Origin of the sequence: Umezawaea endophytica, assembly GCF_025061645.1 — a bacterium.
Classification (GTDB): domain Bacteria; phylum Actinomycetota; class Actinomycetes; order Mycobacteriales; family Pseudonocardiaceae; genus Umezawaea; species Umezawaea endophytica.
The window spans coordinates 42,731-69,383 of sequence record NZ_JANYMP010000018.1 but is presented as its reverse complement, the minus strand read 5'-3'; the positions used below and the strand labels follow the sequence as shown (position 1 = coordinate 69,383).

At 71.6% G+C, this 26,653-nt stretch carries 28 protein-coding genes and 2 pseudogenes; 16 read left to right on the top strand and 14 right to left on the bottom strand.

The annotated features are described in order from the left end of the window. Positions 1-3 precede the first annotated feature (3 nt). From mltG to NZH93_RS31580, 5 genes are read right to left on the bottom strand one after another with little or no spacing between them, the layout of a single operon-like run. Entirely contained in the window at positions 4-1,236 is a 1,233-nt protein-coding gene (gene mltG / locus NZH93_RS31600) for an endolytic transglycosylase MltG (RefSeq protein WP_259626915.1), read from the bottom strand. Continuing rightward, complete coding sequence (ruvX, locus tag NZH93_RS31595) at positions 1,233-1,748, bottom strand: Holliday junction resolvase RuvX (RefSeq protein WP_259626914.1); 516 nt, start codon at positions 1,746-1,748, stop codon at positions 1,233-1,235. Before ruvX ends, mltG begins: the two co-directional genes overlap by 4 nt. Beyond that, positions 1,745-4,417: an alanine--tRNA ligase gene (gene alaS / locus NZH93_RS31590; RefSeq protein ID WP_259626913.1), complete on the bottom strand. Its 2,673-nt coding sequence runs from the start codon at positions 4,415-4,417 to the stop codon at positions 1,745-1,747. Before alaS ends, ruvX begins: the two co-directional genes overlap by 4 nt. A 60-nt stretch (positions 4,418-4,477) precedes the next feature. Continuing rightward, on the bottom strand, positions 4,478-4,777 hold the full coding sequence (locus NZH93_RS31585; RefSeq protein ID WP_259626912.1) for a hypothetical protein: 300 nt from the start codon (positions 4,775-4,777) through the stop codon (positions 4,478-4,480). Next, positions 4,774-5,178, bottom strand: coding sequence for a DUF948 domain-containing protein (locus NZH93_RS31580; RefSeq protein ID WP_259626911.1), 405 nt, complete (start codon positions 5,176-5,178; stop codon positions 4,774-4,776). The genes NZH93_RS31585 and NZH93_RS31580 overlap by 4 nt, the downstream gene beginning before the upstream one ends. Positions 5,179-5,328: 150 nt before the next feature. Here NZH93_RS31580 and NZH93_RS31575 point away from each other — a divergent pair, with 150 nt between their 5' ends. After that, a complete protein-coding gene (locus tag NZH93_RS31575; RefSeq protein WP_259626910.1) occupies positions 5,329-5,940 on the top strand; it encodes a GNAT family N-acetyltransferase in 612 nt (203 codons plus the stop codon). On the opposite strand, the gene NZH93_RS31570 is transcribed toward NZH93_RS31575, so the two are convergent. The 3 genes from NZH93_RS31570 to NZH93_RS31560 are packed head-to-tail and all read right to left on the bottom strand — an operon-like array spanning position 5,932 to position 8,588. Next, the gene (locus tag NZH93_RS31570; protein WP_259626909.1) at positions 5,932-6,489 is read right to left on the bottom strand and encodes a GNAT family N-acetyltransferase; all 558 of its coding nucleotides are present in this window, start codon (positions 6,487-6,489) and stop codon (positions 5,932-5,934) included. The genes NZH93_RS31575 and NZH93_RS31570 overlap by 9 nt on opposite strands. After that, complete coding sequence (locus tag NZH93_RS31565; RefSeq protein ID WP_259626908.1) at positions 6,486-7,220, bottom strand: SAM-dependent methyltransferase; 735 nt, start codon at positions 7,218-7,220, stop codon at positions 6,486-6,488. The genes NZH93_RS31570 and NZH93_RS31565 overlap by 4 nt, the downstream gene beginning before the upstream one ends. A 42-nt stretch (positions 7,221-7,262) precedes the next feature. Beyond that, on the bottom strand, positions 7,263-8,588 hold the full coding sequence (locus NZH93_RS31560) for a replication-associated recombination protein A (protein ID WP_259627041.1): 1,326 nt from the start codon (positions 8,586-8,588) through the stop codon (positions 7,263-7,265). A 131-nt stretch (positions 8,589-8,719) separates the two neighbouring features. Between NZH93_RS31560 and NZH93_RS31555 the strand changes: the two genes are divergently transcribed. From NZH93_RS31555 to NZH93_RS31525, 7 genes and pseudogenes are all read left to right on the top strand, one after another. Next, complete coding sequence (locus tag NZH93_RS31555; protein WP_259626907.1) at positions 8,720-9,679, top strand: hypothetical protein; 960 nt, start codon at positions 8,720-8,722, stop codon at positions 9,677-9,679. After that, a complete protein-coding gene (locus NZH93_RS31550) occupies positions 9,679-9,981 on the top strand; it encodes a hypothetical protein (RefSeq protein WP_259626906.1) in 303 nt (100 codons plus the stop codon). Before NZH93_RS31555 ends, NZH93_RS31550 begins: the two co-directional genes overlap by 1 nt. 26 nt (positions 9,982-10,007) lie before the next feature. Next, the gene (locus NZH93_RS31545) at positions 10,008-10,619 is read left to right on the top strand and encodes a uridine kinase (protein ID WP_259626905.1); all 612 of its coding nucleotides are present in this window, start codon (positions 10,008-10,010) and stop codon (positions 10,617-10,619) included. A 107-nt stretch (positions 10,620-10,726) separates the two neighbouring features. Next, positions 10,727-11,416, top strand: coding sequence for an energy-coupling factor ABC transporter permease (locus tag NZH93_RS31540; protein ID WP_259626904.1), 690 nt, complete (start codon positions 10,727-10,729; stop codon positions 11,414-11,416). Next, complete coding sequence (locus tag NZH93_RS31535) at positions 11,413-11,700, top strand: PDGLE domain-containing protein (RefSeq protein ID WP_259626903.1); 288 nt, start codon at positions 11,413-11,415, stop codon at positions 11,698-11,700. Before NZH93_RS31540 ends, NZH93_RS31535 begins: the two co-directional genes overlap by 4 nt. Further along, positions 11,701-12,294: pseudogene (locus tag NZH93_RS31530) on the top strand (energy-coupling factor transporter transmembrane component T family protein); the annotation flags it as partial. It abuts the gene before it with no gap. A 69-nt stretch (positions 12,295-12,363) separates the two neighbouring features. Beyond that, positions 12,364-13,140 carry an energy-coupling factor ABC transporter ATP-binding protein gene (locus NZH93_RS31525; RefSeq protein WP_259627040.1) on the top strand — a complete coding sequence of 259 codons (777 nt, stop codon included), beginning with the start codon at positions 12,364-12,366 and terminating at the stop codon, positions 13,138-13,140. Here NZH93_RS31525 and NZH93_RS31520 read toward each other — a convergent pair. Genes NZH93_RS31520 through NZH93_RS31505 form a run of 4 tightly spaced genes read right to left on the bottom strand, consistent with a single transcriptional unit; the run spans position 13,137 to position 16,077 of the window. Continuing rightward, positions 13,137-13,457, bottom strand: coding sequence for a DMT family transporter (locus tag NZH93_RS31520; protein ID WP_259626902.1), 321 nt, complete (start codon positions 13,455-13,457; stop codon positions 13,137-13,139). The genes NZH93_RS31525 and NZH93_RS31520 overlap by 4 nt on opposite strands. After that, positions 13,454-13,804, bottom strand: a complete 351-nt coding sequence (locus tag NZH93_RS31515) for a DMT family transporter (RefSeq protein ID WP_259626901.1) — start codon at positions 13,802-13,804, stop codon at positions 13,454-13,456. Before NZH93_RS31515 ends, NZH93_RS31520 begins: the two co-directional genes overlap by 4 nt. Beyond that, positions 13,801-14,331, bottom strand: a complete 531-nt coding sequence (locus NZH93_RS31510) for a TetR/AcrR family transcriptional regulator (protein WP_259626900.1) — start codon at positions 14,329-14,331, stop codon at positions 13,801-13,803. The genes NZH93_RS31515 and NZH93_RS31510 overlap by 4 nt, the downstream gene beginning before the upstream one ends. Positions 14,332-14,340: 9 nt before the next feature. Next, positions 14,341-16,077: a hypothetical protein gene (locus NZH93_RS31505; RefSeq protein ID WP_259626899.1), complete on the bottom strand. Its 1,737-nt coding sequence runs from the start codon at positions 16,075-16,077 to the stop codon at positions 14,341-14,343. A 76-nt stretch (positions 16,078-16,153) separates the two neighbouring features. Here NZH93_RS31505 and NZH93_RS31500 point away from each other — a divergent pair, with 76 nt between their 5' ends. The 6 genes from NZH93_RS31500 (at position 16,154) to NZH93_RS31475 (ending at position 23,757) form a co-directional block, all read left to right on the top strand. Next, positions 16,154-18,658, top strand: coding sequence for a DEAD/DEAH box helicase (locus tag NZH93_RS31500; protein WP_259626898.1), 2,505 nt, complete (start codon positions 16,154-16,156; stop codon positions 18,656-18,658). Positions 18,659-19,105: 447 nt separating this feature from the next. Further along, positions 19,106-19,411 (top strand): hypothetical protein, encoded by a 306-nt coding sequence (locus tag NZH93_RS31495; RefSeq protein WP_259626897.1) that lies wholly within the window; start codon positions 19,106-19,108, stop codon positions 19,409-19,411. Between the two features lie 155 nt (positions 19,412-19,566). Next, positions 19,567-20,454, top strand: a complete 888-nt coding sequence (locus tag NZH93_RS31490) for a LytR/AlgR family response regulator transcription factor (RefSeq protein WP_259626896.1) — start codon at positions 19,567-19,569, stop codon at positions 20,452-20,454. Next, positions 20,451-20,834 (top strand): DUF485 domain-containing protein, encoded by a 384-nt coding sequence (locus tag NZH93_RS31485; RefSeq protein ID WP_259626895.1) that lies wholly within the window; start codon positions 20,451-20,453, stop codon positions 20,832-20,834. Before NZH93_RS31490 ends, NZH93_RS31485 begins: the two co-directional genes overlap by 4 nt. Then, a complete protein-coding gene (locus NZH93_RS31480; protein ID WP_259626894.1) occupies positions 20,831-22,588 on the top strand; it encodes a sodium/solute symporter in 1,758 nt (585 codons plus the stop codon). Before NZH93_RS31485 ends, NZH93_RS31480 begins: the two co-directional genes overlap by 4 nt. Continuing rightward, positions 22,585-23,757 (top strand): histidine kinase, encoded by a 1,173-nt coding sequence (locus tag NZH93_RS31475; protein WP_259626893.1) that lies wholly within the window; start codon positions 22,585-22,587, stop codon positions 23,755-23,757. Before NZH93_RS31480 ends, NZH93_RS31475 begins: the two co-directional genes overlap by 4 nt. 119 nt (positions 23,758-23,876) lie before the next feature. On the opposite strand, the gene NZH93_RS31470 is transcribed toward NZH93_RS31475, so the two are convergent. Continuing rightward, a complete protein-coding gene (locus NZH93_RS31470) occupies positions 23,877-24,152 on the bottom strand; it encodes a hypothetical protein (RefSeq protein ID WP_259626892.1) in 276 nt (91 codons plus the stop codon). Between the two features lie 100 nt (positions 24,153-24,252). Beyond that, positions 24,253-24,609, bottom strand: a pseudogene (locus NZH93_RS31465) (transposase); the annotation flags it as partial. A 532-nt stretch (positions 24,610-25,141) separates the two neighbouring features. Between NZH93_RS31465 and NZH93_RS31460 the strand changes: the two are divergent. Further along, positions 25,142-25,987, top strand: coding sequence for a metallophosphoesterase family protein (locus NZH93_RS31460; RefSeq protein WP_259626891.1), 846 nt, complete (start codon positions 25,142-25,144; stop codon positions 25,985-25,987). After that, complete coding sequence (locus NZH93_RS31455; protein ID WP_259626890.1) at positions 25,984-26,640, top strand: 4'-phosphopantetheinyl transferase family protein; 657 nt, start codon at positions 25,984-25,986, stop codon at positions 26,638-26,640. The genes NZH93_RS31460 and NZH93_RS31455 overlap by 4 nt, the downstream gene beginning before the upstream one ends. Positions 26,641-26,653 lie beyond the last annotated feature (13 nt).

Below are 26,653 nucleotides of genomic sequence, written 5' to 3'. Positions count from 1 at the left end.
GCCTTAGAAGACGCCTTCCTGGATCGCCTTGGCGACGGTCTTGTCGTGCTCCGGGAAGGTTTCGTTGAAGCAGGACGTGCCGTCCTTCTGGCACTTCACGAAGTACAACCACTTGCCGGGCTCGGGGTTGATGGCGGCCTCGATGGCTTCCCGACCGGGCGAGCCGATGGGCGTCGGCGTCAGCCCCTTCGACTCGGCGGAGTAGGTGTTGTACGGACCCGCGGCTTCGCGGTCCGCGTCGCTGGTCCTGATGTTCGGCTTGTCCAACTTGTAGTTGACCGTCGAGTCGAACTCCAGGATCTTGTTGACGGCCAGGCGGTTGTGGATGACCCGCGACACCTTGCCGAAGTCCTTGGTGAGGCCTTCCTTCTCCACCAGGGAGGCGATGGTCAGGATCTCGTACGGCCGGAAGCCGGTGGTCTTGCCGCCTGCCAGCACGCCGTAGCTCTCCAGCCGGGTCACGGACGTCGTGATGACGCTCTTCAGCAGTTCCACGGCCGTGGCGCCGGGCTTGAGCTGGTAGAGGCCGGGGGCGATGAAGCCCTCGAGGCGGTGCGCCTTCTCGACCCTGTTCACGTCCGACAGCGCCCACTCCGGCACGCCGAGGGCGACCGGGTCCGCGGTCTCCGCGGCCGTGCGCAGCTCTTCGGGGCTGACGCACTTCTTGACGCCGTCCAGTTCGAGGCAGCTCGCCTCGGACAGCATCGACAGGATGCCCTTCGTGACCTTGCCGTCACCGCCGGTGATGTCGTGCAGGACGTTGCCGCCCTTGACCTCCAGCGGCGTGATCTTCGTGTTCTTGTCGAGCATCCGGGCGACCGCCGCCGTGCCGGACATCTTGGTCTTCATCAGGTAGAAGCCCGGCTGGATGCCGGTCAGGCGGGCGTCCGTCTTGCCCGCCTCGGTGAACGCGCGGGAACTCGCCGTGACGCCCTGGTCCTTCAGCGTGGCCGCGATGGCGGTGACCGGGTCGCCGTCCTTGACCTCGATGACGACGTCGGTCTCGCCCGCGCCCGCGTAGTCCTCGAACGAGCCGATGCCTGACAGGGTCTGGTAGCCGTAGTAGGCACCCACGCCGCCGAGGCCGAGCACCAGCGCCACGACCGTCCACAGGATGGTGCGTTTGCGCCGGACCTGGGCACGTCGTGCGGCGGCCACCGCCTTGCCCCGCGGACGGCGCTGCCGCTCGTCCGTGTGCACGTCAGGTTCGGTGAACAACCCGAGGTCGTCGCTCACGTGCTGTCCTTCGCTCCGGGGGCTCGATCCTCCTCAGCGGACCGGGCCACGAATCGCGCGCGTGCGTCTAGCCAGGACTGCAAGATCTCCACCGCAGCGGCCTGGTCTACAACGGCACGTTGTTTCTTGCCTCGTACGCCGCTCTGCGCCAGTACACGGCTCGCGACGACGGTCGTCAACCGCTCGTCGGTGAACCGCACCGGCACCGGCGCGATCCGGTCGGCCAAGGCGGCAGCGTACGCGGACGCCGCCTCCGCTGCCGGTCCGTGCCGTCCGGCCAAGGTCCTGGGCAACCCGACCACGACCTCGACCACGTCGTGCTCGACGACGAGTCCGGCGAGTTCCGTCAGGTCCCTGCCGGTCTTTTCGTCACGGACCAGAGTAGCGAGTGGGGTGGCGAGGAAGGGACTCGGATCGCTGATCGCGACCCCGACCCGAACGGACCCGACGTCGACGGCGAGCCGCCTGCCGCGGCCGGGGTCGTCGACGCCGGGTCGATCGGGGCTGGTCAACGGGATTCGACCGCGCGATCGAGTTCGGTGCGCAGCGCCGTGATGGCCGCCGGGATCCCCGACGGGTCGGTGCCGCCGCCCTGCGCCAGGTCGGGCTTGCCGCCGCCGCGGCCGCCGAGGGCGGGCGCGAACGAGGGCACGAGCTTGCCCGCGGCCAGGCCCAGGTCACGGGCCGCGGCGGTGGTCGCCACGACGAAGCTGGCCTTGGCGCCGTCCGGCGCGAACAGGGCCACGACGCCCGCCTTGGAGCCGAGCCGGTTGCGCACCTCGGTGCCCAGCGTGCGCAGGTCGGCCCCCGAGGTGCCCTCAGGCAGCGCGAGAGCGACCAGGGCCACCCCGCGCACGTCCAGCGCGCTGTCGGCGAGCTGACCGGCGGAGGAGAGCAACTGGGCGCCGCGCAGGCGCTCCAGCTCCTTCTCGGCCACGCGCAGCCGCTCCACGAGCGCCTCGACGCGGCCGGGCACCTCGGCGTTCGGCACCTTCAGCAGGCCCGCGACGTTCTGCACCAGCGCCCGCTCCTGGGCCAGGAAGCGGAACGCCTCGATGCCGACGTAGGCCTCGATGCGCCGCACGCCGGAGCCGACGGAGGACTCGCCGAGCAGCGTGACCGGGCCGATCTGGGACGAGTGCTCGACGTGCGTGCCACCGCACAGCTCGCGCGACCAGGGGCCGCCGATCTCGACGACGCGGACGGACTCGTCGTAGGTCTCGCCGAACAGCGCGACCGCGCCGAGCTCCTGCGCGCCGTTCATGTCCGTGTAGACCACCCGGACCGGCAGGTCCTTGCGGACGGCCAGGTTCGAGACCTCTTCGATCTCGCTGCGGGTCTCCTCGGACAGACCACCGGTCCACGCGAAGTCGAGCCGCAGGTAGCCGGGCTTGTTGTACGAGCCGCTCTGCAACGCGGACGGGCCGAGCACCTGCCGCAGGGCGGCGTGCACGACGTGCGTGCCCGAGTGGCCCTGGCGGGCCCCCGTGCGCCACTCCTGGTCGACGCGCGCCTCCACGTGCTGGCCCTCAGCGATCTCGCCGCTGACCACGCGCACCTGGTGCACCCACAGCTTGCGGGCGACCTTCTGGACGTCGACGACCTCCAGCTCGGCGCCGTCGGAGACGATCACGCCCGCGTCGCTCTCCTGGCCGCCGGACTCGGCGTACAGGGGCGTGCGGTCGAGCACGACCTCCACGATGTCGCCCTCGCGGGCGGTCTTGACCCGAGCGCCCTCGCGGACGATGCCGCGCACGGTCGCCTCGGCGGCGAGGTCGGTGTAGCCGACGAACTCGGTCGCGCCCAGGTCCAGCAGCTCGCGGTAGACCGTCTGGTCGCCGTGGCCGGTCTTCTTGCCCGCCGCGTCGGCCTTGGCGCGGGCGCGCTGCTCGGCCATCAGCTTGCGGAAGCCGTCCTCGTCGACTGTCAGACCGGCCTCGGACGCCATCTCCAGCGTGAGGTCGATCGGGAAGCCGTACGTGTCGTGGAGCTGGAACGCCTTGTCGCCCGGCAGCGTCGCGCGGCCGTCGGCCTTGATCGCGTCGGCGGCGTTCTCGAAGATCCGCGACCCGGCGGCGAGCGTCTGGAGGAACGTGTCCTCCTCCGCGCGCATGATCTGCTGGATGCGGACGAAGTTCTCGACCAACTCCGGGTAGGCCTGGCCCATGGTGTCGCGGACGACCTCGGCGAACACCGGCAGCACCGGCTCGGTCACGCCCAGCAGGCGCGAGGAGCGGACGATGCGGCGCAGCAGGCGGCGCAGCACGTAGCCGCGGGCCTCGTTGCCGGGGGTGACGCCGTCGCCGACCAGCAGGACGCTGCTGCGGGCGTGGTCCGCGATGACGCGGAACCGGACATCGTCGACCTTGTCGGCACCGTACTTCCGACCGGAAAGCTCTTCGGCCTTGGTGATGACGGCGCGCACGAGGTCGGTCTCGTAGACGTTGTCCACGCCCTGGAGCAGGAACGCGACCCGCTCGACACCCATGCCGGTGTCGATGTTCTTCGCGGGCAGCTCGCCGAGGATCGGGTAGTCCTTCTTCGCGCCACCCGGTCCGCGCTCGTTCTGCATGAAGACCAGGTTCCAGATCTCCAGGTAGCGGTCCTCGTCGACGACGGGACCGCCCTCGCGGCCGTACTCCGGCCCGCGGTCGTAGTAGATCTCCGAGCACGGGCCGCACGGGCCGGGAACGCCCATCGACCAGTAGTTGTCCTCGATGCCGCGGCGCTGGATGCGCTCCGGCGGCAGGCCCGCGACCTTCTGCCACAGGTCGAACGCCTCGTCGTCGTCGTGGTAGACGGTCGCCCACAGGCGCTCGGGGTCGAAGCCGTAGCCGCCGTCCGCCTGGGACTTGGTGATCAGCTCCCAGGCGAGCCGGATGGCGTCTTCCTTGAAGTAGTCGCCGAACGAGAAGTTGCCCGCCATCTGGAAGAACGTCAGGTGCCGGGTCGTCTTGCCGACCTCTTCGATGTCACCGGTGCGCACGCACTTCTGGACGCTGGTGGCCCGCTCGTACGGCGCGGGGGCCTCGCCGAGGAAGTACGGCTTGAACGGCACCATGCCCGCGTTGACGAACAGCAGGTTCGGGTCGTCCAGGAGCAGCGAGGCGCTGGGCACGACGGTGTGGCCCGCGCGCTCGAAGTGCTCGCGGAAACGCTTGATGATCTCGTGGGTCTGCACGGCGGTGTCCTTCAGGGGGGTGGTGCGGTCGGAGGGGCGCGGGAAGGCGGACGGAGTGGCTCAGCCGTCCGCCCGGCGCGCTCGCGCGCCGGAGGAGCGGCGGGCGGGCTCGGTCGAGTACCTGCCGGGCGTGTACCCGGTCTGGCGCTCGACGCTCTCCTTCAGCTCGTCCTCGCGCTCGGCCATGCCCGCGCGCACCTCGGCCCCGAAGGAGCCCAGCGCGCCCGCGAGCTCGCGGAGCCCGTTGCCGACGTTCTCGCCGATGCCCGCGGGGGTGACCTGGTGGGTCACCTGGCCCACCTTGCGGACGGCGAACACACCCGCGGCGGCACCCGCGGCGAACCAGAACAGCCGGCTCATCGCTTACCTCCACGCGGCCTGCGGCGGGCGTGCTTGTTGGGGGTCTCGGCGGCCTTGCGGCGCGCCCGGACGGCCTTGCTGACGCCGTACGACAACGCGGCGGCCTTGACCAGCGGTCCGCCGAGGGTGGCGGTGAAGAGCGAGGTGAGCGCGGAGACGTTCCCGGTGACCGCTCGGGCGTTCGCGGTGATGCCGTCGACGCGTTCCAACAGCGTGTTCACGTGGGTCAACGTCTGGTTGGCCCCGGTGAACAGCGGGTCGGTGTTCTCGTGCGCCTTGCGGATCGCGATCGTCGCCTCGTCCAACGTCTTACCGAGCTTGATCAACGGAATCGCCAGCAGCAGCACGAGCAGCACGAAAGCGCCTGCTGCTACCAGCGCGGCGATCTGCCCTGGCGACACGGATCCTCCTGGGGGAATTCACGGTGTGGAAGGGCCCCAAGGTTAGCGTGCGTCCCCCGAATGGACCCGATTGGATCGCCGTTGCTCCGACTAGCGTGGTCACCGGCAGTGAAGTGATCGTTACAGCGGACTGGAGGACCGGTGCGGCCGGTGACCAACCTGGACGACTACCGGGCCGTGTCGAGGCCTGGCGCGAACCGTCCACCGGAGGACGCCGACCTGGTCGGCGTGCCCGCTCCCCCGCTGCCGTCACTGGCGGACGGGTGGTCCGCGCGCGCCGTCGACCCGGACACCCTCGACCTCGAACTGGTGCACCGGTGGATGCAGTCGCCGCACGTCGCGGCGTTCTGGCAGCAGGCGTGGTCGCGCGAGCTGTGGGACCGGGAGCTGCGGACGCAGCTCAAGGGAGTGCACTCGCTGCCGTGCCTGGTGGGCCGGGACGGGACGCCGATGCTGTACCTGGAGATCTACCGCGCGGCCCGCGACCAGGTGGCCCGCTGCTACCGGGCGCTGCCGCACGACATCGGCGTGCACGTCGCCGTGGGCGACCTCGCGCTCACCGACCGCGGCCTGGTCCGGTCCGTGCTGCCGGTGCTGACCGAGGCCCTGTTCGAGGCCGATCCGCTGTGCACCCGCGTGCTGCTGGAGCCGGACGTGCGCAACAAGCGGGCCATCGCGTCGTTCCACGCGGGCGGTTTCGAGCCGGTCGGCGAGATCCTGCTGCCGGGCAAGGTGGCCCTGCTGATGATCCACTCACGCTAGGGCGGCCCACTCCGACCTGGTGAGCGCGTACTCGACGTCGCCGTGCTCGCTGCCCTCGATCGGGTGCGGCCAGTCCTGGTGGAAGATCCGGACCTGCCGCAGCCCGGACTTCTCCATGACCCGCCTCGACCCGGTGTTGACCACCATGGTCTCGGCGTAGACGCGCTCGACGCCGAATTCGCGGAAACCCTTGTCGATCAACGCCTTCGAGCCCTCGGTGCCGTACCCGAGACCCCACGCGGCCCTGACGAACCGGTAGCCCAGCTCGACCTGGCCCGGCGGGTCTTCCGGCCGCGGCCGGAAGTGGAACCAGCCGAGGAACTCCCCCGCGCGGTCCTCCGCGACCCAGAAGCCGAAGCCCGCGAACCGCTCGTAGTAGGCGAAGTACGCGGGCAGGTAGTCGGCCACGACCTCGGCGCGCGGCGTCGGCGCGCCGCCGGTGATGTACCGCATGACCTCCGGGTCGCCGTCGAGCGCGACCAGGGCGTCCACATCGGACTCGGTGAACCGGCGCAGCACCAGCCGCTCGGTCTCCAGGAAGGTGGTCACACCCGCGCCAGCGTGAGGTAGGCGAAGCCCAGGACACCGCGGTAGCCGTGCAGCCACGTGTCGCGGTGCGCGTCCACGACCGCGCGGACCTCGGCGGCCTCGGGGTGGTCCGTGTTCTCCAGCAGCCAGCGCTCCCGGCCGGCGCACCAGCGCGACTCGAAGCTGTCCCACTCGTCGAGGCTGGCCGTCGCGAGCGACAGCAGGCGGTACCCGGTGGCCATGGCGAGGTCGACCAGTTCGGCGATCGTGCCGTAGTCGTCCGGCGTCGCTTCGAGGCGGGCCAGGACGTCGGCGCCGGGCGGCCGCTCCCAGAACGCGTCGCCCAGCAGGAGCGTGCCGCCGGGCTTGATCCGCTCGTGCATGGCTTCGAGGGTCTTGCGGGTGTCGCCCCACGCGTGGCTGGCCCCGATGGAGATGGCCACGTCCGCGAGCGGCGCCTCCCACGTGGTCACGTTCGCCAGGTCGAGCCGGACGTGCTCCTGGATGCCGCGCTTCTCCGCGTTCTCCCGGCCGCGGCTGACGCCCGACGCGTCCTCGTCCACCCCGAGCCCCCGCGCGGTCGGCTCCGTCTCCAGGACGCGCAGCAGCAGTTCGGCCCAGCCGCAGCCGAAGTCGACGACCGTCTTCCCCGCGAGCGGTTGCAGGGTGGTGATCAGGCCGTAGGCGCGCGCGTCCGACATCGGGGCGTTGAAGTCGAGGTAGGCGTGGCCGTTCTTGGGGGCGGGGTTCACGGGGCCACGGTGGCAGTTCCGCCCGCCGCGGTCACGCGATTTTCAGTCCTCGCCCCGGACGACCTTGCGCAGCTTCGGCAGGCGTTCGGCCAGCACGCGCTCGGCGCCGCGCGGGGTCGGCTCGTAGTAGTCGCGGCCGACCAGGTCGTCCGGCGGGTACTGCTGGGTGAGGACGCCCTCGGCGACGTCGTGCGGGTACCGGTAGCCCTTCGCGTTGCCGAGCTTCTCCGCGCCCGCGTAGTGGCCGTCGCGCAGGTGCGGCGGGACCGCGCCCGTCGCGCCCTGGCGGACGTCCGCCATCGCCGCGCCGATCGCCGTCGTCACGGCGTTCGACTTCGGCGCCGTCGCGAGGTGGATCGCGGCCTGCGCGAGGTTCAGCGCGCACTCGGGCAGGCCGATCGTCTGCACGGCCGACTGGGCGGCCGTCGCGACCAGCAGCGCCATCGGGTCAGCCATCCCGATGTCCTCGCTGGCGTGGATCACCAGCCGCCGCGCGATGAACCTCGGGTCCTCGCCCGCCTCGATCATCCGGGCCAGGTAGTGCAGGGTCGCGTCCACGTCGGAGCCGCGGAGGGACTTGATGAACGCGCTCGTCACGTCGTAGTGCTGGTCGCCGTCGCGGTCGTACCGCACCGCAGCCCGGTCCACCGTCGCCTCCAGCAGCGGCAGGTCGAGCACCCCGTCCTGCTCCTGCGCGGCGGAGTCAGCCGCCGCCTCCAACGCCGTGAGCGCCCGCCGCGCGTCGCCGCCCGCGAGCCGCACGAGGTGGTCCTCGGCGTCCTGCGAGACCGACACCTTCCCGCCCAGCCCGCGCTCGTCGACCACCGCGCGGCGCACCAGTTCGCGCACGGCGTCGTCGGTGAGGGGTTTGAGCTGGAGCACCAGCGACCGCGACAGCAGCGGTGACACGACGGAGAAGTACGGGTTCTCGGTGGTCGCGGCCACCAGCAGCACGATCCGGTCCTCCACGGCCCCCAGCAGGGCGTCCTGCTGGGTCTTGGAGAAGCGGTGCACCTCGTCGATGAACAGGACGGTCTGCTCCCCCGACCGCACGAGCCGCCTGCGCGCCTCGTCGATCACCGTCCGCACCTCCTTGACGCCCGCCGACAGGGCGGACAGCGCGGAGAACCGCCTCCCGGTCGCCTGCGACACGAGGGTCGCCAGCGTCGTCTTCCCGGTGCCGGGAGGCCCGTACAGCATCACCGAGGCGGGCGCCGCGCCCTCGACCAGCCGACGCAGCGGGGCGCCCGGCCCGAGCAGGTGGTCCTGCCCGACGACCTCGTCCAGCGACGCGGGCCGCATGCGCACCGCCAGCGGGGCGTTCGCCGCGATCCGCGCGGCCCGTTCCTCGGGGGTGGCGCCGAACAAGCCCTCGTCGAACAGCCCTTCGTTCACGTGTTCGAACCTACCGGGGAGGTACGACAGCACGCGAAACCGCACGGTGGGTATTCGCGCGAACGCGGATAGTATTGACGTCCCGGCGGCGTCAGGGGGCCCACATGGTGACGAGCGACCGGGAGCGGTACCTGGCGGGCCGCGAGATGAGCGCCGCGGGGAAGACCGCCGACATCGCGAACCGCGTGGCCGAACTGCGGTCCGTCCTCGCCACGGGCGCCCGCAGGCCCGCGCGCGTCGACCTGCGGCTGCTGCGCAAGCAGGCGTGGACGCCACCCCTCGACCTCGGTGACCTCGCCGAGCCGCGGAACGCGCCCGCGTGGCAGGACTTCGAGCCCGCGCGGGTGCTCGGCCGCGGGCGGCGGACCCGCGCGCTGGAGCAGGCGAGGGCCGCGTTCGACGAGGCCGTCCAGGCGCACGGGGCGCGGGAGGCGGCCCGGCTGCGGCAGGTCGCGGAACTGCGCGCGCGGCACGACGCCGAGCGGGAGTGGACGGCGAAGACCGTCGCGGAGCACAACCGGGACCTCGACGAGTTCGGCCGGGGCCTGGCCCGTCGGGTCCCCGAGGCCGTCGAGCGGTACCTGCGGCTGGTGCTGGCGGTGGTCCCGCTCCCGTCGGGGTTCCCCCGGTACGCCGAGGTGGCGTTCCGCCCGGAGACCGGGACGGCGGCCGTCCGGGTGGAACTGCCGCCGCGCGACGTCGTCCCGCTGGTGCGCGCCTTCGCGTTCGACCGCGACGAGGACCGGGAGCGGCCGGAACCAAGGCCCGCGGCGGAGGTCGGCGAGCTGTACCGGTCGATCGTCGGCCAGGTGGTGCTGCTGGTCGCGCGGGACCTGTTCGACGCCGACGAGCGCCTGGCGACGGCCGAGGTCGACGGCCACGTGCGCGCCACCGGGAACCCGTGCCTGGTCAGGCTGGTCGCGGAGCGGACGGCACTGGCGAGGATCGACCTGCGCAAGATCCCGGCGGCGGTCTGCCTCCGACGCCTCGGTGCCGTGGTCTCCCCGGACCCGTACGGCTACGCGGCGGTCGGGCCTCCGGGCGTGGAGGGCATGCTGTCGTGATGACTCCCCTCACCTTCAGCCACGGCGACGCCCTGATCATCGTGGACGGCCCGGTGCTGGAGGTCTTCCAGAGGAGCGTCGAGGGCTCCAACCGGATCCCGCTGGCCTGGCTCGGCGCGTGGCTCGACACCGAGCGGATGCGGATCGCGATCGGCAGGCGGACGATCACCGGCGGCCCGGTCTACACCGAGCGCCCCCAGTCGCTGATCGGGTTCTCGCGCCTGCCGGTCCAGGCGGAGGCCGTGGCACACCTCCGGGCCTTCTTCGCCGAGGTCGCGGTACTCGCCGGGAGGCCCGCCTAGCCCGCGTTGTGCAAGAATGGTCTTCCGTGCCGTCACCTCCTGTTCACGCGCGCGCCGTGCTGCTCGCGGGCCCCTCGGGCTCGGGCAAGTCCCACCTCGCCGCCCACCTGGGCTGGCCGGTGCTGCGGCTGGACGACTTCTACCGCGACGACGACGATCCGCTGCTCCCCCGTGACGCGACGGGGTTGGCGGACTGGGACGCCGCGGACTCGTGGAACACCGGCGCAGCGCTGGCCGCCGTCGTCGAACTGGCCACGACCGGCCGGGTCGAGGCGCCGACGTACTCGATCGGCGAGAGCCGGAAGACCGGCTGCCACAGCGTCGTCCTGGCGGACGCGCCCGCGTTCATCGCCGAAGGCCTGTTCGCCGACCGGCTGGTGGCGGGCTGCCGCGACGCCGGCGTGCTGCTGGACGCGGTCGTGCTGTCGCCCAACGCCTTCGTGACGTTCGCGCGGCGGTTCGTGCGGGACGTCGTGGAGGCGCGGAAACCGATCCGGGTGCTGGTGCGCCGGGGCCTGCGCCTGCTGCGGGACCAGCCGGACGTGGTGCGCCGCTGCGCGCGGGCGGGGATGCGGGTGGTGAGCCCGAAGCGGGCGCGGGCGGAGCTGGCGGCGATGAGGGCTCCGGCGGCGGTCTGACCACGCGTACCTGCGGAAAGATCCACGTTCGACCATGTGGTGAACGTCCGCCCCCGGTTGTTGCATCGGTATGGCCATAACGGGTGTTTGGCAACTACCGTGGTCGGGTGTCCGAAACCATCGCAATGCACATGAGCGACGGCCTGTTGAATGCGCCGACCTCGCTCCTGTTCGTCGTGGTCGCGGTCGTCGGGGTCGGGGTGGCGCTGGCGAAGGCGCGCGGTGATCTGGACGATCGGACCGCACCCATGGCGGGGCTGGTGGCGGCGTTCGTGTTCGCCACGCAGATGTTGAACTTCCCGGTGCTGCCGGGTGTCAGCGGGCACCTGCTGGGTGGTGCGCTGGCGGCGATCCTGGTCGGGCCGTGGGTCGGCGCGCTGTGCGTGACGATCGTGCTGGTGCTCCAGGCGCTGCTGTTCGCCGACGGCGGGGTGACGGCGCTCGGTGCGAACGTGACCAACATGGCGCTGATCGGCACCGCGACCGGGTACCTGATCGCCGTGTCGCTGCGCCGGTTCGCGCGCAAGGGCAAGGGCGGGATCGCCGCGGTGGCGTTCGTGTCGGCGCTGGTGAACACCGTCGTGGCGTCCGCCGGGTTCGTGGTCGAGTACGCGATCGGCGGCCAGGGCGGCGTGGCGTTCGGGACGGTCGCGGCGGCGATCATCGGCGTGCACGTGCTGATCGGCATCGGCGAGGGCCTGATCACCGCGGCCACCGTGACGGCCGTGACGGCGGTCCGGCCGGACCTCGTGTACCTGCTGCGCGGGGCAGAGCAGAAGTTGGAGCTGAGGGCGTGAAGCGGTTCTTCATCGGGTTCGCGGTCGTCTCGCTCCTGCTGGCCGGGGTGGTGTCGTACTTCGCGAACTCCAACCCGGACGGGCTGGACCACGTGACCGAGGTGCACGGCATCGCGGAGCACGCGAAGGAGAGCCCGCTGAGCGGCTCGCTGTTCGCGGACTACGCGGTGGGCGGCGACGACCGGTTCACCGGTGTGGCGGGTGTTCTGGGCGTGGTCGTGACGCTCGTGCTCGCGGGTGGGCTGTTCTGGTTGCTGCGCAAGCGTTCCCCGCAAGGGAAGTAGGTGGGCGCCGGGCACGGCGTCCTGCACCGCGCCGGTGACTCGCCGGTGCACCGGCTGGCGCCGCAGCTCAAGATCGTCGGCGCCTTCGCGGCGGTGCTGTGCGTCGTGGCGACGCCGCGCGAGGCGTTCTGGGCGTTCGGCGCCTACCTGCTGGCGATCACGGCCGTGTGGTGGGTCGCGCGGGTCCCGGTGAGCTGGTTCGCCTCCCGCGCGCTGATCGAGCTGCCGTTCGTGATCCTCGCGGTGCTGCTGCCGCTGGTCGGCCACGGCAGGCGCGTCGACTTCCTCGGTGTCGCGGTGTCCGTCGAGGGCGCGCTGGCCGGGTGGAACATCCTGGCGAAGGGCACGCTCGGCGTGCTGGTGTCGTTGACGCTGGCCGCGACGACGGCCCCGCACGACCTGCTGCTCGGGTTGCAGCGGCTGCGCACGCCGTCCGTGCTGATCACCATCGCGACGCTGATGCTGCGCTACGGCGAGGTGATCGTCGGCGAGGCCCAGCGGATGCGGATCGCGCGCGTCTCCCGCGGCCACGACCCGCGCTTCCTCTGGCAGGTCGGCGCGACCGCGCGCGGCATCGGCAGCCTGTTCATCCGCTCCTACGAACGCGGCGAGCGCGTGCACCTGGCGATGGTGTCGCGCGGCTGGACTGGCACGATGCCGGAGATGACCGGGTCCAGCAGTCCCCAGCCCGTCCGCGTCGCCGAGACCACGACGCCCGCGCTGCTGGTCGAGCACCTCGCGTACGCGTACCCGGACGGCCACCAGGCGCTGTTCGGCGTCAACCTGCGCGTCCAGCCCGGTGAGCGGGTCGCGCTGCTCGGGCCGAACGGCGCGGGCAAGACCACGTTCGTCATGCACCTCAACGGCGTGATCAGCGGCGGGTCCGGCCGGATCGAGGTGGCCGGGATGCCGGTCGACAAGGCGAACCTGAAGGAGATCCGCCGCCGCGTCGGCGTCGTGTTCCAGGACCCCGACGACCAGTTGTTCATGCCGACGGCCCGCCAGGACGTGGCGTTCGGGCCGGCGAACTTCGGGTTGCGCGGCGCGGAGCTGGACGAACGGGTCCGCGGGGCGCTGGACGCCGTGGGCATGGGCGACTTCGCCGACCGGTCGCCGCTGCACCTGTCCGGCGGCCAGCGCCGGCGGGTCGCGCTGGCGACCGTGCTCGCGTGCGACCCGGAGATCCTGGTGCTCGACGAGCCGTCGGCGAACCTGGAACCGGTGGCCCGCCGCGAGCTGGCGGAGGTGCTGCTCGGCCTGGACCGCACGATGCTGATGGTCACCCACGACCTGCCGTACGCGCTCCAGCTCTGCACCCGCAGCGTCGTGATCGACGACGGCGTGGTGGTGGCCGACGGCCCGACCCGCGAGGTGCTGGCCGACACCGAACTGCTGGCCGCGCACCGCCTCGAACTCCCGTACGGCTTCCGGCTGGACTAGTGGGCGCCGCCGAGTTCGATCAGCAGCACGCCCGCGATGATCAGCACGATGCCCAGCCCCATCACCCTGGTCAGGGGCTCCTTGAACAGCACCCGTGACGCGACGGCGGTCAGCGCGACGCCGACGGCGGCCCAGATCCCGTAGGCGACGCCGACCGGGATGCCCTCGGACAGCGCGAGGGTGAGCATGGTGAACGCGACGAGGTAGCCGACTCCCACCGGGGCGTACCAGAGGGCGCGGCCCTGCGAGGCCATGCGCAGCGACAGGGTGGCGGCGACCTCGGTGACGATCGCGAGCGCGAGGTAGACCCAGCTCATGCGCCGCGCTCCTCGGTACAGGCGTGCGCGGCCTGGGAGCCGAGTTCGACGCACAGCACGCCGCCGATGACCAGGACGATGCCCAGGCCCATCGTGCCGGTGAGCGGGTCGCCGAACAGGACGGACGCGAGCACGGCGGTGAGCGCGACGCCGGACGCCGCCCAGATGCCGTACGCGACGCCGAGGCCCAGGCCCGCGCGCAGCACGAACGTCAGCGCGCCGAACGCGCCCGCGTACCCGATCGCCACCACGGCGTACCAGGCCGCGTGGTCGAGCGCCGCCCGCAGCGCGAGGGTGCCGCTGACCTCCAGCAGGATCGCCGCCACCAGGAGCAGCCACTTCCTCACGGGGCCACCAGCCCGTCCACGACGGCCATCACGGGCCGGTGGTCGCGCTCCGGGACCGGCAGGACGCCGGTGGCGGCGGCCATCCAGTACCCGTCGGCCAGCAGGCGCGCGGCGGTGAGGAGGCCCCGCTCGGCGTCGGGCAGGTCGTCCGGCAGGGTCACCCAGGGTTCGAACCGGCGGCTCCAGACCGTGCCGAGGGTGGGCTGGTAGAACGCCTCCGAGCAGATGGCGAAGTCCGCCCGGTCCAGTTCGCCGGTCACCGCGACCTCGACGTAGGCGCGGATCCGCTGCCGCGGCGAGGCTTCCCCGAACGGCACGGGCAGGGCGTCGAGGAGCATCCGCTCCCAGCGGTCGGCCACGTGGTCGACCACCGCGACCATCAGCGCTTCCTTGGTCGGGAAGTGGTACATCAGCCCCGGCTTCGTCAGGCCCACCCGCTTGGCGGCCGCGTCCAGGGTGATCGTCCCGCCGCCTTCGGCGCGCAGCAGGTCGAGTGCGCCGTCCAGGATCCGTTGCCGTGCGTTCACCGGGCTACTTTACCATCCGGAAGGTAAAGTACCGAGGTGCGTGCGCAGCGTGCGGTGGGCGAACGCGTGGCCGTCCGGCACCTCCCGCAGCACGCCCGCCGCCACGAACGCGTCCAGGTCGTCGGGCAGGACGCCCGCGCGGGTCACGGTCTTCACCGCGAGCCGGTGGCTCCACCAGCCGTGCAGCGACACGGCGAACGCCGCGAGCCACACGCCCGTCGTCGTGGCCAGCATCAGGTGGTGGATGTAGGCCGTGAACAGCCTGTCCACCAGGAGCAGCACGGCGAACGAGAGCCCTAGCGCCAGCGCGAGGCCGAGCACCCCGGCGGCCAAGCGCACGGTGAAGGTCCAGCCGGGGGCGCTCCGACGGGGACGGGCCGCGGCTCCGCTCGGGAGGGTCACCACGCCGACCGCGAGCCCGGCGGCGACACCCGGCAGGGCACCGAGCGCGAGGCCCGCCGCGCCGCCGAAGATGCCGACGGAAGCGCCCATGACCAGGCCCGTCAGCGCGCACGTGGTCAGCGCGGTGAGACCCGCGCGCCAGTCGAGCGTCCACCGCGTGGCCACGAAGTCACCCAGGTCGAGCCGGGACGCGCGGCGGTCGGTGGGGTTGCGGGCGGTGTGCGCCTGCGCGGTCGCCGAACCGGCCAGCACGCCCGCGCACAGCACCGCGAAGCCGACGTCCGTGGCACGGGCGGCGAGCACGACCACGCAGACCGACGCGGCCACCGCCAGCACGGCGTACAGCCACGCGGCGGGTGACCGGACCGGTCGCAGGCCCGCGCGGCGCACCCACGCGAGGTTCAGCGACTCGACGGTGAACACGTCCCGGTCGCCCAGTTCCATGAGCCGCGCCAGTCCGCGCAGGGCGTCGGCCCCGGCGGGCAGGCCCACCTCCCACAGCCGGTCGAGGCCACCCGACTTGAGCAGGCCGACCTCGGTGTCGGTGACGGGGCGGTCGCGGTACCCGTCGACAGCCAGGGTCAGCGCCAGAGGCGTGGCCAGCAGGTCCACCAGCTCCTCGTCGCGCAGGCACGCCTCGCGCAGCGCCGTGAGCCCGGCGTCGGCGAGGCGGGTGTCGACGGTCTCGGCGCTCAGGGGCGGGACCTCCACCACCGCGCCCAGCCCTCCGGGATCCTCGCGGGCGCAGACGACGATCCCGGTGGAGAGCCGCCTCTTGAGCAGGGTCAGCGCTTCGACGCAGCGGCGGCGGTCGTCGGCGTGGCGGATCTCGTCCAGCCCGTCGAGCAGCAGCACGACCGGGCAGGGCGTCTCGCGCAGCCACTCCGCCACCCGCCGCGCGGGCACCCGGTAGAGCCGGGCCACGTCGGTGGCCAGCCAGTCGACGGCGGTGTCCACGGCGTGGTCGACCTGTTCGAGCTTCGCCACGGACAGCCGCTGCGCGCGTTCCAGCGCCTCGGTGTCCCACTCGTCCGCGGGCACGACGTCCTGCGCGCTCGCCCAGCGCAGTCCGCTCAGCCGGTGCGGCTCGACCCGCCAACTGCCCGCGGACAGCGACAGCACGATCGGGACCGGTCCACCGTCGGCCAGCAGGTCGGCGGCGAGGCGGTGCAGCGCGGTGGTCTTCCCCGCGCCCGGCTCCCCCACCAGCACCAGCCCGCGTTCGGTGGTGAGCAGGTCGACCAGGTCCGCCTTCGGCGCGCCCAGTTCCTCCCGGTACGCCGCGGGATCGGGCAGGGTCGCCAGTGCCGCCCGGCGCAGGTCGTCCAGGTGGCGATCGGTCACACCTGAGAATCCCACACGTTCCGCGCGGCGGTGGCCGCCGCCGGGTCGCGCGCTCTCACCTATGATCCGACCTGCGATGACTCTCACCGATCGGCTTCCGGCCACCCCCGACCCCGACCTGCTCTTCGACACGTTCGCCTCCTGGGCGGCGGAACGGGGGCTCCAGCTCTACCCGGCGCAGCAGGAGGCGCTGATCGAGCTGGTCTCCGGCTCGAACGTCATCCTGAGCACCCCCACGGGGTCCGGGAAGAGCCTGGTGGCGATCGGGGCGCACTTCGCGGCCATGGCCGAGGGCAAGCGAACCTTCTACACCGCCCCGATCAAGGCGCTGGTGTCGGAGAAGTTCTTCGCGCTGTGCGACGTCTTCGGGCCCGCGAACGTCGGCATGCTGACCGGTGACGCGAGCGTCAACGACACCGCGCCGATCATCTGCTGCACGGCCGAGATCCTGGCGAACATCGCCCTGCGCGACGGCGCCGAGGCCGAGGTCGGCCAGGTCGTCATGGACGAGTTCCACTTCTACTCCGAGCCGGAGCGCGGCTGGGCGTGGCAGGTGCCGCTGATCGAGATGCCCAAGGCGCAGTTCCTGCTGATGTCCGCGACGCTCGGCGACGTCACGTTCTTCGAGAAGGACCTGACCCGGCGCACCGGGCGGTCAACGGCGGTCGTGCGGTCGGCCGACCGGCCCGTGCCGCTGAACTTCCAGTACGTGACGACGCCGCTGCACGAGACGATCGAGGAGCTGCTGCACGGCCGGGAAGCCCCGATCTACGTCGTGCACTTCACCCAGGCGTCCGCGCTGGAACGCGCGCAGGCCCTGATGAGCGTGAACGTGTCCACGCGCGCCGAGAAGGACGCCATCGCGGCGATGATCGGCGGGTTCCGGTTCACCTCCGGCTTCGGCAAGACGCTGTCGCGGATCGTGCGGCACGGCATCGGCGTGCACCACGCGGGCATGCTGCCGAAGTACCGCAGGCTCGTGGAGCAGCTCGCGCAGGCCGGTCTGCTGAAGGTCATCTGCGGCACGGACACCCTCGGCGTCGGCATCAACGTGCCGATCCGCACGGTGCTGTTCACCGCGCTGAGCAAGTACGACGGCACGCGCACCCGCATCCTCAAGGCGCGCGAGTTCCACCAGATCGCCGGGCGCGCGGGGCGCGCGGGCTACGACACGGTGGGCACGGTGGTCGTGCAGGCGCCCGACCACGAGGTGGAGAACGCCAAGCGGGTCGCGAAGGCGGGTGACGACCCGAAGAAGCTCAAGCGCGTCGTGCGCACCAAGGCCCCCGAGGGTTTCGTGTCGTGGAGCGACAAGACGTTCGACCGCTTGGTGGCGGCCGAGCCGGAGCAGCTCACGTCGACGTTCGCGGTCAGCCACGCCATGATCCTCAACGTCATCAACCGGCCCGGCGACGCCTTTGCCGGGATGCGGCACCTGTTGGAGGACAACCACGAGTCGCGCAAGGCGCAGCTCAGGCACATCCTGCGCGCGATCTCCATCTTCCGGGGGCTCCTCCAGTCCGGCGTGGTCGAGCGGTTGGCCGAACCGGACGCCGAGGGCCGCCGCTACCGGCTGACCGTCGACCTCCAGGAGAACTTCGCGCTGAACCAGGCGCTGTCGCCGTTCGCGCTGGCCGCGATCGAGCTGCTGGGCCGCGAGGAGCCGAGCTACCCGCTGGACGCGCTGTCCATCATCGAGTCCACGTTGGACGACCCGCGGCAGATCCTGTCCGCGCAGCAGTTCAAGGCGCGCGGCGAGGCCGTGGCGGCGATGAAGGCCGACGGCATCGAGTACGACCAGCGGATGGAACTGCTGGACCAGGTGACGTACCCGAAGCCGTTGGAGGAGGTGCTGGAAGGCGCTTTCACCACCTACCGCGGCGGCCACCCGTGGGTCGCCGACCACCACCTGTCGCCGAAGTCCGTGGTCCGCGACATGTACGAGCGGGCCATGACGTTCACCGAGTACGTCAGCTTCTACCAGCTCGCCCGCTCCGAGGGCATCGTGCTGCGGTACCTGGCCGACGCCTACAAGGCGCTGCGCCACACCGTGCCCGAGGAGGCGAAGACCGAGGAGCTCAACGACCTCATCGAGTGGCTGGGCGAACTCGTCCGCCAGGTCGACTCCAGCCTGCTGGAGGAGTGGGAGAAGCTGACCAACCCGCTCGGCGAGGCCGCTCCCGAGGTGCGGATCGACGACCGGCCACCGGCCGTCACGCGCAACGTGCGCGCGTTCCGGGTGCTGGTGCGCAACGCCCTGTTCCGCCGGGTCGAACTGGCCGCGCGCCGCAACTACTACGAGCTCGGCCTGCTCGACGGCGACTCCGGGTGGGACCAGGACGCCTGGGAGGACGCGATCGAGCCGTACTTCGAGGCGTTCGACTCCATCGGCACCGGGTCCGACGCGCGCGGGCCCGCCCTGCTGATCATCACCGAGGAGCCGGGGCGCTGGGACGTGCGCCAGATCTTCGACGACCCCGCCGGGGACCACGACTGGGGCATCTCGGCCGAGGTCGACCTGGAGGAGTCCGACGAGACCGGGACCGCCTCGATCCGGATCACCGAGGTCGGCGCCCTGTAGCGGACCCGCCTTCCGCCGAACGGGGTGGCCGGGGTGGGCCGATCGGGTGATCACGCGGACGCCCGCGCGCCGTCGAGGTGGGCGGGCGGGCCGCGGACCATCGACGGCGAGTGAGTGCCGCTACGGGCCGTTCGGGCACATCCCGGTTCAGCAGGGGTACCTGTGTGCGCGCACGAATACGCACAGGCACTAGACCACTGGCGGATCGCCTTGGACTTGACGGCCGAGGCCGGCTTCGTATTATTCGAGGTCCACACATGTGAAATGGTTGCCAGATAACCGGTGACACAGCTCACGGAACGCAGGAATGGTTGCGGAAAGGGCTTGCACGTACCATTCCTTCTACCGTTGACCTGTGCAAACATCAGCCAATTGAGACCTGGTTGACCATTTCGCCGACCTGGAGCAATATCTCCGGGGACAGACGACGTCGCATTGGGGGTGACGATGAACTCCGACCTGGAAGCGCTGGGTGACCACCTCGCCCGGATTGCCGCTAAACCACCTACGACAACGGGCGAACTAGTCGCCGCCCTGGAGGGTTTGACGAGGTTGTCGAACCAGTGGTCCGAGGTGCTCGAATCCCTCCAGGACCCCACGCGCCGCCTCGTCGGCCCGGCCGCCGCGTCGTCGGTGATCGTCGCCGCCCGCCGCGCCGAGGAGTCGTTCGTCGAGCTGGAGATCACGCTCGGGGACGCGCTGGCCGCCCACCCCAGGGTCGCGGACCACAGGTCCCGCCGCATCGCGGGTTGAGCGCCCGGCGAACCGCCCGACGCTCTCGCGCGTTGAAGAGCACGGACGGGTGCGCCCTTGCTCCCGACCCCTCGACGGGCGACGATGTCCTACTGATGGTCTAATCCCCCGTCGCCGTGGAGATCGGCCGATCACAGCATTGGACTCGACCGGACATGACCGCAGGCCTGCCCTGTCCCCTCTGCGAGGGGCCCGAGCGCCGAGGCGCTCTCGAACGGACGTTGCGCGTGCTCGCGGTCGACGACGAGGCGCCGGCGCTCGAAGACCTGGTGTACCTGCTGCGCTCCGACCCGCGCATCGCGCACGTCGAGGGCGTCACCGACGCGACGACCGCGCTCCGCGGGCTGCACCGCGCGATGGACGCGGGCCAGCCCGTGGACGCGGTGTTCCTGGACATCCGGATGCCCGGCCTGGACGGGCTGGACCTGGCGCGGGTGCTGTCGCGGTTCGCGCAGCCGCCGCCCATCGTGTTCGTCACCGCGCACCAGGAGCCCGCCGTCGAGGCCTTCGAGCTGAAGGCGCTGGACTACCTGCTCAAGCCGGTGCGCGCCGAACGGCTGGCGGAGTCGGTGCACCGGATCGTGCACGAGGTGCTGGACGTGAAGTCCGTCGCCGAACCCCAGGCGCAGCCGGCCCCACCGCCGCGGCCCGAGGTGGGCGAGGAGGTGATCCCGGTCGAGCTTGGCGGCATCACCCGGTTCATCCGGCTCGCCGACATCCGGTACGTCGAGGCGCACGGCGACTACGCGCGCCTGCACACGGCGACGGGCAGCGGTCTGGTCCGGGCGGCGCTGAACGGGCTGGAGGAGCGCTGGCGGTCCGCCGGGTTCGTCCGCATCCACCGCAGCCACCTGGTGTCACTGAGCCACGTCGAGGAGCTGAGGCTGGAGGAGGGGCACCTGAGCGTCAACATCGGCGGCGCGGTGCTCCCGGTCAGCCGCCGCCACGCCCGGCACCTGCGGCAGCTCCTGGTGCGGCGCGCCCGGCCGGTCGTGCAGCACCAGGCCGCCGACGAGAACGCGCGGAACCGGCAGGGCACGTGAGGCCCGAGGACCCGCCCGCGCAGCGCGTGGTGGTGACGAGCCCCCGTACCGGCGCTCCCCGCCCGCGGCGGCCGTACCCGGCGTCGCGGGAGATCACCGAGCAGAGCCAGCTCGGCGAGCTGTACATGCGGTCGCTGATCCGCACCCAGCGCACGCTGGGGCTGCTGGTGGTCGGGCTCGTGGCGGGCGGCCTGGCGACGCTGCCGCTGGTGTTCACGTTCGCGCCGTGGGTGTCCCGGCTCCAGGTGTTCGGCATCGGCCTGCCGTGGGTGCTGCTCGGGGTCGTGGTGTTCCCGGTGTTCGTGCTGGCGGGCTGGTTCTACGTGCGGCAGGCCGAGCGGAGCGAACGCCAGTTCGCCGAGCTGGTCGAACGGTCGTGAACAGCACCTACGGTGTCGTCGCCGTGCTGGTGGTCGCGCTGGGCGCGATGCTGGTCGGCGCGTACGGGCTCCGGGTCTCGCGCACCACGTCGGACTTCTACGTCGCCTCGCGCACGGTGTCGCCGTGGTGGAACGCGTCGGCGATCGGCGGCGAGTACCTGTCGGCGGCGTCGTTCGTGGGCATCGCGGGCCTGATCTTCGCGCACGGCCCGGACATGCTGTGGTTCCCGGTCGGCTACACCGCGGGCTACCTCGTGCTGCTGACGCTGGTCGCGGCCCCGCTGCGGCGGTCGGGCGCGTACACGCTGCCGGACTTCGCCGAGGCCAGGTTCTCCTCGCCGCTGGTCCGCCGGGTGGCCAGCGGGCTCGCCATCGCCATCGCGTGGATGTACCTGCTGCCGCAGTTCAAGGGCGCGGGCCTGACGCTGCACACGGTCACGGGCGCGCCGGACTGGCTCGGCGGGCTGATCGTCGCGGTCGTGGTGACGGTCAACGTGGTGTCGGGCGGGATGCGCAGCGTCACGTTCGTGCAGGCGTTCCAGTACTGGCTGAAGCTCACCGCCATCGCCGTGCCGGTGGTGTTCCTGCTGCTGGCGTGGCAGGCGCACGGCGGCCAGCGGATCAACGGCCCCGAGTACCCGGTGTTCCGCCAGACGACGACGGTGGACTTCGACACCACCACGGTCATCCACGCCGACCACGACGTGGCGTTCTCCGGGCGCGGCCTGGTCGACGGGGCGCGGCTCGAGGGCGACGGCCTGACGTTGACGGCCGGTGAGCACACGATCGCCGCGGGCAGCTCGTTCGTGTTCCCGGCGGGCGCGACCGTGCCGCACCTGGAGTCGTTGCCGCACACCACGAACGCGAACTGGGCGCTGCCGATGGCCGCGGGCGGCGAGTTCCCGCTGTACGCGGTGTACTCGCTGATCCTGGCGACGTTCCTGGGCACCATGGGGCTGCCGCACGTGATCGTCCGCTTCTACACCAACCCGAACGGCCGGGCCGCGCGCCGCACCACGCTGATCGTGCTGGGGCTGCTGGGGATCTTCTACCTGATGCCGCCGCTGTACGGCGTGCTCGGCAGGCTCTACACGCCCGAACTGCTGCTGACCGGCGACACCGACGCGGTCGTGCTGGTGCTGCCCAGCCGGATGATCGAGGGCGTGGGCGGGCAACTGCTGGGCGCGCTGGTGGCCGGTGGCGCGTTCGCCGCGTTCCTGTCCACGTCGTCCGGGCTGATGGTGTCGCTCGCGGGCGTGCTGAGCCAGGACGTGCTGAAGATGCGCGGGGTGCGGGGGTTCCGGATCTCGGCCGGGCTGGCGGTGCTGGTGCCGTTGGCGATGACCGTGCTGGTGGGCGGGATCCCGGTCGCGGACATGGTCGGGCTCGCGTTCGCCGTGGCCGCGTCGTCGCTGTGCCCGTTGCTGCTGCTGGGGATCTGGAGCACGCGCATCACCACGCCCGGTGCCGTCGCGGGGATGCTCGCGGGCGGGCTGCCCGCGCTGGCGGCGGGGATCGTCACGATCAGCGCCAGGACGAACGACCAGTGGTTCCACGTGTTCCTGTCGCGGCCCGCCGCGTGGACCGTCCCGCTGGGGTTCGTGGTGATGTACGGGGTCTCGCTGATGACGCCGAGCAAGGTGCCCGCGAACGTCAACCGGGTCATGGTCCGCCTGCACGCGCCCGAGAACCTCGGGCTGGAGACGAACGAGGAGCCGTCCATGAGCGAGCTCCGCCGGAGAGGCGAGATGTGACGGGGCTGCTGGCGGTGGGGGCGATCCTCCTGGTGGGTGCGGCGATCGTGTTCGTGCTGTGGCGGGGATCGGGTCCGAGGCAGGACTTCCTCACCGAGGCGCAGCGGATCACGTTCGAGACGCTGCACACCGCGTGGTCGGCCGCTCCACCGCTGCGCGCGGGCCTGGTGCCGGAGGCGGCGAAGAAGTCGGCCCGCCACCTGCGCACCCTGCTCGACACCCCGGCGCTCGCGTTGACCGACGAGGTCGAGGTGGTGGCGTGGGAGGGTTTGGGTGGCCACCACTCGGGCGACACCATGCGGTTGGCGCAGGAGGTGTTCAGCACCGGCCGCACGCGGGCGTTCGACATCGGCTGCACGCTGGCCGACTGCCCGGTGCAGATCGCCGTCGTGGCGCCGCTGACCGTCGAGGGACACGTCGTCGGCGTGCTCGCCGCGTACAGCCGCGAGGCGTCGGCCGGTCTCGTGCGGGCGACGAACGAGGTCGCGCGCTGGGCGTCGGGCCAGTTGGAACTGGCCGAGCTGGACCGCTCGCGGACCCGGCTGGTCGAGGCGGAGGTGCGCGCCCTGCGGGCGCAGATCTCGCCGCACTTCATCTACAACTCGCTGAGCGCCATCGCGTCGTACGTGCGGACGAACCCCGAACGGGCCAGGACGCTGCTGCTGGACTTCGCGGACTTCACCCGCTACTCGTTCCGCAGGCACGGCGACTTCACCACGCTGGCCGAGGAGCTGAAGTCGATCGACCAGTACCTGGCGCTGGAACGGGCGAGGTTCGGCGAGCGGCTGACCGTGACGCTCCAGATCGCACCCGAGGTGCTGTCGGTAACCGTGCCGTTCCTGTGCCTGCAACCGCTCGTGGAGAACGCCGTGCGGCACGGCATGGAGGGGAAGGTCGAACCCGGCCACATCCAGATCCTCGCCGCCGACGCCGGGGCCGAAGCGCACATCACGATCGAGGACGACGGCATCGGCATGGATCCCGAGGCGCTGCGGCGGACGTTGGCGGGGCAGGTGGACGAGACCGCCGGGATAGGGCTGGGGAACATCGACGAGCGGCTGAGGCGCTTCTACGGCGACGACTACGGGCTCGTCGTGGAAACAGCGGAGGGGCTCGGCACGAAGATCAGCGTCCGCTTCCCGAAGTACCAGCACGGCCTGCACGCGTAAACCACGCCCACTCGACAAAAGGCCTGTTCAGAGCCTCAGCGACCGGTTCCTGTCGGTGCCCGCCGGTAGCGTTCGGTTCGGGGGGCCTTCACGAACAGGGGACCTCTGCTCGCCGTGGTTCAGGCCGCGACCGTGGGGGTGTCGAAGGCCAGCAGTTCGGCACCGGCGGGGCTGAGGTGGGCGGGGGCCCACTGGCCGAGCGGGGTCGCGGTGGTGGCCGGCTCGATGAGACCCGCGTGGACCAGCAGCCTGGCGGCGGGCTGGTCGCAGCAGGCCAGCTCGTCCACGCGGAAGTCGGGTTCGCTGCTGCACGTCAGCTCGACGCGGCCGGCGGCGGTGGCGCGGAGCAGGGCGAGCGCGCGGTGTGACAGCGGACTGTCGGGGTCGGTGAACATGGGTTCCTCCTGAGGTCTTACCAAGATGAACGTGGTGGGGCTCGGTCCGGTTCAGTACCTCGGCGGGGCCGGACCGGCCTCCACGTTCATCCGACGGTCAGGAGCCCGTCTTCGTTCCGCGGCGCTCGGCCGCCTCCAGGACCGCGTGGATCCACTCGTTCTCGTCCCCCGCCGCCTGGCGGTCCATGGCGGCACGGCGCAGGCGCAGCCAGAGGCCCGCGTCGGTCCACTCCTGGAAGCGGCGGTGCACGGTGGGGACCGTGACGCCGAAGCTGGACGGCAGGTGGCGCCACGCGCACCCGCTGGTCAGGACGAACACGATCGCGGTGAAGATGGCGCGATCGGACACGCGGCTGCGGCCGCCGCCCTGGCGCCGGATCTTGACCGGCGGGATGAGCGGTTCGACCAGGTTCCACAGCGCCGCCGGGACGAGCCGGGCGGCGAGCAGCTCGGTCACGTCGCCGCGCGGGGCGGCGGCCGGGGCCGAGTCGGGGGTCTGGCGCAGCCACGGCTCGGGCCGGGTCGCCTGCGCGCGTTGACGGGTGCGCAGGAGCGTGGACAACGCGGCTTCCTCGGCCGGGGTGCGGCGTCGAGGTGGCGGGTAGCCGTATTGCTGCTGCTGCGCGGTGCGGGTGATCTCGGCACTGACTGTCCGACTGAACGGCGTGGCGGCGCCGCGGACGCCGGGCGGCACCTGGCGGGCCAACCGGGGGTCGGGGGTTCGAGCGAATTGGGACTCGGACATCTGGTCCTCCGCCGGGGTGGTTGCGATGTGATCACCGTAGGAAGCCGGCTGACTACCCGATAGGTGGTTTAGGGGCCCGTAAGGCTGAGCGGACCCGCCTAGCGTTACGCGGTGTAGGGGTATGAGTTCAACGGGCCAAGATCTGCGACGAACGGATGAACGGTCGTTATAAATCGATGAAAACCGCTCCTAGGGGTCTTCGGGGTATCGGAGATGGGCATCGGGAACGGTTAAGGTCGAGTCTGTGACCCGCACGCCGAGACTGCTAGCCACCAGCGATCTGCACGTGACGTACCAGGAGAACCGGGACTTCGTCGCGGCCATCGAGGCCCCGTCCCCCGACGACTGGCTGATCGTCGCGGGCGACGTCGGGGAGAAGTTCCAGGACATCGAGTGGGCCCTCGACCTGCTGCGGAAGCGGTTCGCCAAGGTCATCTGGTCGCCGGGAAACCACGAGTTGTGGACGACGAAGGACGACGCGGTGCAGTCCCGCGGCGAGGTCCGGTACAAGCAGATCGTCGAGATGTGCCGGAGCATCGACGTCGTGACGCCCGAGGACCCGTACCCGGTCTTCGAGGCCTCCGCCACGCCGCTGGTCGTCGCTCCCCTGTTCACGCTGTACGACTACACGTTCCGCCCCGAAGGCACGTTCGACCAGGTCTCGGCGCTCGCGAAGGCCCACGAGGTCGGCGTGGTGTGCACGGACGAGTACTTCCTGTTCCCCGACCCGTTCCCCAGCCGCGAGGCGTGGTGCGAGGCCAGGATCGTGGAGACCGAGCGCAGGCTGTCCGAGGTCGACCCGGCGCTCAAGACCGTCCTGATCAACCACTACCCGCTGGTCCGCGAGCCGACGAGGGTGCTGCGCTACCCCGAGTTCGCGCTGTGGTGCGGCACCGAGCGCACCGCCGACTGGCACCTGAGGTTCAACTGCGCCGAGATGGTCTACGGCCACCTGCACATCCCGCGCACCACCCGCCACGACGGCGTCCGCTTCGACGAGGTGTCGCTGGGCTACCCGCGCGAGTGGAAGCCGCGCGGCTACACCGGGGCCCGCCTGGTGGACGTGCTGCGCGAGGGGGACTCCCGGTGATCACCGACCTGCTGCCGAGCCCCATCGCGGCCGTGAACCGCTTCGACGATCCTGAGGGCGTCGAGCTGTTCCCCGAGGAGCTGGCCCTGCTGGAGAAGTCGGTGGAGAAGCGCCGCAAGGAGTTCACCACCGGCCGCCACTGCGCCCGCACCGCCCTGGCCCAACTCGGCTTCCCCGCCGTGCCCGTGCTCCCCGGACCGAAGCGCGAACCGGTCTGGCCGGACGGTGTGGTCGGCAGCATCACCCACTGCACCGGCTACCGCGCCGCGGCCGTCGCGCGCACGTCCGACTTCCGCTCCATCGGCATCGACGCCGAGCCCAACGCCCCGACGCCGAACGGCGTGCTGGAGGCCATCGCCGTCCCGACCGAACTGGCCAGGATGGACGGTCTGCGCGCGACGAGCGACAAGGTCAGCTGGGACCGGTTGCTGTTCAGCGCCAAGGAGTCCGTCTACAAGGCGTGGTTCCCGCTGACGCGGCTGTGGCTGGGCTTCGAGGACGCGGACGTCACCATCGACCCGGACGCGGGCACGTTCAGCGCGCGGATCCTGATCGATGCCCCGATCGTGGACGGTGAGCCCCTGACCGGGTTCACCGGGCGCTGGCTGGCCAGGGACGGGTTTGTGATCACCTCGATCGCGGTACCCGCCTGACCGTCTCCTGGTG

What these genes read in the sequence shown, in the direction of transcription:
- NZH93_RS31585 (WP_259626912.1), bottom strand. Translation starts at nt 4,777, where the DNA reads ATGAGCCGGCTGTTCTGGTTCGCCGCGGGTGCCGCCGCGGGTGTGTTC.
- NZH93_RS31555 (WP_259626907.1), top strand. Translation starts at nt 8,720, where the DNA reads ATGGTGACGAGCGACCGGGAGCGGTACCTGGCGGGCCGCGAGATGAGC.
- NZH93_RS31550 (WP_259626906.1), top strand. Translation starts at nt 9,679, where the DNA reads ATGACTCCCCTCACCTTCAGCCACGGCGACGCCCTGATCATCGTGGAC.
- NZH93_RS31525 (WP_259627040.1), top strand. Translation starts at nt 12,364, where the DNA reads ATGACCGGGTCCAGCAGTCCCCAGCCCGTCCGCGTCGCCGAGACCACG.
- NZH93_RS31520 (WP_259626902.1), bottom strand. Translation starts at nt 13,457, where the DNA reads ATGAGCTGGGTCTACCTCGCGCTCGCGATCGTCACCGAGGTCGCCGCC.
- NZH93_RS31500 (WP_259626898.1), top strand. Translation starts at nt 16,154, where the DNA reads ATGACTCTCACCGATCGGCTTCCGGCCACCCCCGACCCCGACCTGCTC.
- NZH93_RS31495 (WP_259626897.1), top strand. Translation starts at nt 19,106, where the DNA reads ATGAACTCCGACCTGGAAGCGCTGGGTGACCACCTCGCCCGGATTGCC.
- NZH93_RS31490 (WP_259626896.1), top strand. Translation starts at nt 19,567, where the DNA reads ATGACCGCAGGCCTGCCCTGTCCCCTCTGCGAGGGGCCCGAGCGCCGA.
- NZH93_RS31470 (WP_259626892.1), bottom strand. Translation starts at nt 24,152, where the DNA reads ATGTTCACCGACCCCGACAGTCCGCTGTCACACCGCGCGCTCGCCCTG.